Raw genomic sequence first — 3,863 nt, 5'->3', positions numbered from 1 at the left:
CGAGTTAAAGTACTAAACTCTCGAGTAACTGCGCTAAACTCACGAGTTAAAGTACTAAACTCTCGAGTAACTGCGCCAAACTCTCGAGTAAAAGTGCCAAACTCACGAGTAACTGCGCTAAACTCACGAGTTAAAGTACCAAATTCACGAGTAACTGCGCTAAACTCACGAGTTAAAGTATCAAACTCACGAGTAACTGCGCTAAACTCACGAGTAACTGCGCTAAACTCACGAGTTAAAGTACCAAATTCACGAGTAACTGCGCTAAACTCACGAGTTAAAGTATCAAATTCAAGTAAGTGCTATATTCTCAACATAAAAAGACCCCTTCATCACACAAATCAAAATAATTACGATTTATACTATAAAAAAATCCTTTTAGTTCAAGAATTATCACTATAGATGTAACTATTTTCTTGACTGTCTCTCATTATAAAACGTAATGATTACTATTTACAAGCGTTAAATTTATATTCCTAAGAAATATCCTTTTTCTTATTCCTTAAAAAAAACATAAGCACCGTAGAGATTTCTCCACAGTGCTTTTGAAAAGTTAAAGGTAGTTATTCTCCTTGGTTTTGATCAGTAACTATTTTTGCTTGTTCTTCCCCATTTAAAATCAGCCGGAATGAGATATCGGCTTTCAAAGAATCTGATACCGCACAGTATTTTTCTTTGCCCAGATTAATTGCCCTCCAGATTCGTTTACTGTCCACTTGCCCATCAATGATGAAAGTCACAACAATGGATGTGAATCCTTTTGGCAATTCTTCTTTTCTCGTACCATCTGTTTCAATTTCAAGCTTGTCCACAGATGACAAATAAGGTTTCAGTATCATCGTGACATCAATTCCAATGCAACCAGCTAGAGAAGCCAGCAGCATTTCAGTTGGTGTACATCCTTTTCCTTCGCCTCCATATGCAGGAGTTGCGTCCATACTTACTTCATAACCTGAATCTCCAACAGCCGTGAAAGCGCGCTGGCCATTCCATTTTGTTACCACTTTCATAATAATTCCTCCAGCTCTCCTTATATTAACTACATTTTCTTCAAAAATTTCTTGGCTCGATCGGTTTGTGGTTGTGAAAAGAATTCCTCTGGTGGACCTTCTTCAACAATGACACCATCTGACATGAAGACGATTCGATCAGCAACTTCCTGAGCAAAAGTCATCTCGTGTGTAACGATAGCCATGGTCATTCCATCTTGAGCAAGTTCTTTAATTACAGCCAGCACCTCATCTACCAACTCTGGATCTAATGCAGACGTTGGTTCATCGAACAATAAGATATCCGGTTCCATGGCAAGTGCTCTTGCAATCGCAACCCTTTGTTGCTGACCTCCAGATAATCGGGAAGGATACACATCTTTTTTATCAATCAAACCTACTCTTTTTAACAGCGTTTCCCCTTTTATCTCTGCATCATTTTTCGACCATTTTTTCACAATTAACAGTGCTTCGATAACATTTTCCAATACCGTTTTATGCGGATATAAATTAAATTGTTGAAAAACCATTCCCGTATGAAGACGGACTTTTTTAATTTGTTTATTGCGCTCTTTATGACTTTTTTTCGCATCAACGACAATGTTGCTCACTTCAATAGTTCCACTCGTTAATTCTTCGAGACCATTTATACATCGAAGCAATGTACTTTTACCTGAACCACTCGGTCCAAGAATCACAACAACTTCGCCGCTGTTCACTTGTAAATTAATATCCTTCAACACTTCTAATGTTGAAAAACTCTTCGATAGGTTGTTGATGTTTATCATTCTACTTCACCATACTTAGTCATATATTGATAACCGTTTTTCAATTCTTTCCAAGACAAAGGAAAATCCTGTACTCATGATCCAATACATTAGCGCAATTGCTAAATAAAATGGCATGTACACATAGTATTGAGCGATTAATAATTGAGCTGAACGCAATAATTCGGTAACCGTTATAACGGAGACAAGTGATGTCTCTTTTAACATCCCAATAAATGTATTGCCTGCTGGCGGGATGGCCACCCGAATCGCTTGAGGGAAAATAATCCTGCGCATCGTTTGATATGGCGACATTCCAGAAGCATATGCCGCTTCATATTGCCCTTTAGGGATAGATTGAATCGCTCCGCGTAATGTTTCAGACAGGTAAGCCCCAATGCTAATGCTTAATGCAATATAAGCCGCTGTTAGTGGTTGAAGATTTAATCCGTAATCAGCCAGTCCATAATACACAATAATAATTTGGACCAAAGTGGGAGTACCTCTTATGATGGAAACATATGCACGAGCCATCCACCTAATAAACTTATTACCTTTTAGTCTTGCAACCGCCACAATCACAGCAATAATCGATCCAAAAAACATTGAAATAATGGTGATAAGGAGCGTATAATACGCTCCCTTCAATAAAAATGGTAGGTTAACCCAAATAACATCCATAACTTTGCTTGTATCCTTTCTACTACTAAAGGTTTATTCTTGTGGCTCTTCCCCAAACCATTTCACAAAAATCTCATTATATGTGCCGTCTTCTTTCATATCAGCTAGATGTTTATTCAATTCTTTCAATAATGATTCATTGCCTTTACGAATCGCGATTCCTGCTTTATCAGATTTTACCGGTTCACCAACTGCTTTGATCTTAAATCCATTACTCTCTACAACTGGTTTCAACGCATACATATTATTAATGGTTGCATCGATTCTTCCAGAGTCCAAATCCTTTAATGATGTAATAACATCATCATATGTTTTAATTGTAAAATCCCCCACCTCTGGAAGCAGCTCTGTACGAAGATATGTTTCGTCATTAGTACCTAGCCCCACTCCAATGTTCTTGCCTTTGAAATCTTTTACAGACTTAATCGAGTTATTATCTTCTTGAACGATTACCTTCACATGGTTAGTGATATACGGTTCCGTAAAGTCCATTTGTTTTTTACGTTCATCAGTAATGGTCATTTGACTAATAACTGCATCAAATTTTTTTGTTTGTAATCCTGCCACCATACCTGAAAATTCTTGAGAAACAAATTCAACATCCACTCCAAGACGCTTGGCCATTTCTTTCGCGATATCAGCATCAAATCCATCCATCTCTTTCTTATCATTCAAGAAATTGTATGGCTGATATGTACCCATAAGCCCTACTTTAAGTGTTCCGCGATCTTTGATTTGTTGTAATAAATCTGCACTGCTTTCTTTATTTTCGCTTGCCTTATCATCTTTCGAACCACAAGCACTTAATATCAAAGTAAAGGCTAATAATAATACCAATGTAAGGTATGAATATTTTTTCTTCATAATAATCTGTCTCCTTTTTATGTTCCTAATAATCCAAAAAATTCGAATCTGACCATTTCTTTAGCCAGTTCCGCCGTTGTTTTGTTTCGTATATGCGAACCCTCTGAGACCGGTCCGAATAACCACCTAGATAAGATTCCTTCAAATAAACTCATTAATAATGCAGCTTGTAAACCAGGATCCCTTTCCGGTAGAATGTTTAGCTCCATCGCTCTTTTAATATTATTTTGAAAAGCTTCTTCCACCTTCAATCGAGTTTCAATAATCACCTGTTTAAGTGACTCTTCACCGTCAATTCCTTTGAATATCATTTCCATCATATATCGATTAGATGCGGAAAAATCAAACAACTCTTCAAATAACTTTTCAGAGGAATTCACAACATCCCTAACAGTTCCAGGAAATTTTCGATGTCCGTGTGCTACAACTTCCAGAAGTCCGTTCCGCCCTTGTTGAACAATTTCTAAAGCAATAGCTTCTTTACTTTTAAAATGCCAATAAAAAGTTCCCTGCGCAATACCCGCTTCTCGAACGATGTCAGAGTTCTCGAACGATGTCAGAG

General features: G+C 37.4%; 5 protein-coding genes. All 5 read right to left on the bottom strand.

The window, feature by feature from the left end; all coding sequences use genetic code 11:
• Nucleotides 1–563: 563 nt before the first annotated feature.
• Nucleotides 564–1,010, bottom strand: a complete 447-nt coding sequence (locus AC1DUW_RS22925) for an OsmC family protein (RefSeq protein WP_053347480.1) — start codon at nt 1,008–1,010, stop codon at nt 564–566.
• Nucleotides 1,011–1,039: 29 nt separating this feature from the next.
• On the bottom strand, nt 1,040–1,777 hold the full coding sequence (locus tag AC1DUW_RS22920; RefSeq protein WP_053347481.1) for an amino acid ABC transporter ATP-binding protein: 738 nt from the start codon (nt 1,775–1,777) through the stop codon (nt 1,040–1,042).
• A 15-nt stretch (nt 1,778–1,792) separates the two neighbouring features.
• Complete coding sequence (locus AC1DUW_RS22915) at nt 1,793–2,437, bottom strand: amino acid ABC transporter permease (RefSeq protein ID WP_053347482.1); 645 nt, start codon at nt 2,435–2,437, stop codon at nt 1,793–1,795.
• Between the two features lie 33 nt (nt 2,438–2,470).
• Nucleotides 2,471–3,301, bottom strand: coding sequence for a transporter substrate-binding domain-containing protein (locus tag AC1DUW_RS22910; RefSeq protein ID WP_056521568.1), 831 nt, complete (start codon nt 3,299–3,301; stop codon nt 2,471–2,473).
• A 17-nt stretch (nt 3,302–3,318) separates the two neighbouring features.
• A partial coding sequence (locus AC1DUW_RS22905) for a TetR/AcrR family transcriptional regulator (protein ID WP_477643543.1) occupies nt 3,319–3,863 on the bottom strand: 545 nt, incomplete at its 5' end.

It is taken from the genome of Peribacillus sp. P4_C12, from assembly GCF_056402095.1.
Note: the sequence above shows the minus strand (reverse complement) of the source record. Positions and strands in the feature narration are given on the sequence as shown.

What these genes read in the sequence shown, in the direction of transcription:
- AC1DUW_RS22925 (WP_053347480.1), bottom strand. Translation starts at nt 1,010, where the DNA reads ATGAAAGTGGTAACAAAATGGAATGGCCAGCGCGCTTTCACGGCTGTT.
- AC1DUW_RS22920 (WP_053347481.1), bottom strand. Translation starts at nt 1,777, where the DNA reads ATGATAAACATCAACAACCTATCGAAGAGTTTTTCAACATTAGAAGTG.
- AC1DUW_RS22915 (WP_053347482.1), bottom strand. Translation starts at nt 2,437, where the DNA reads ATGGATGTTATTTGGGTTAACCTACCATTTTTATTGAAGGGAGCGTAT.
- AC1DUW_RS22910 (WP_056521568.1), bottom strand. Translation starts at nt 3,301, where the DNA reads ATGAAGAAAAAATATTCATACCTTACATTGGTATTATTATTAGCCTTT.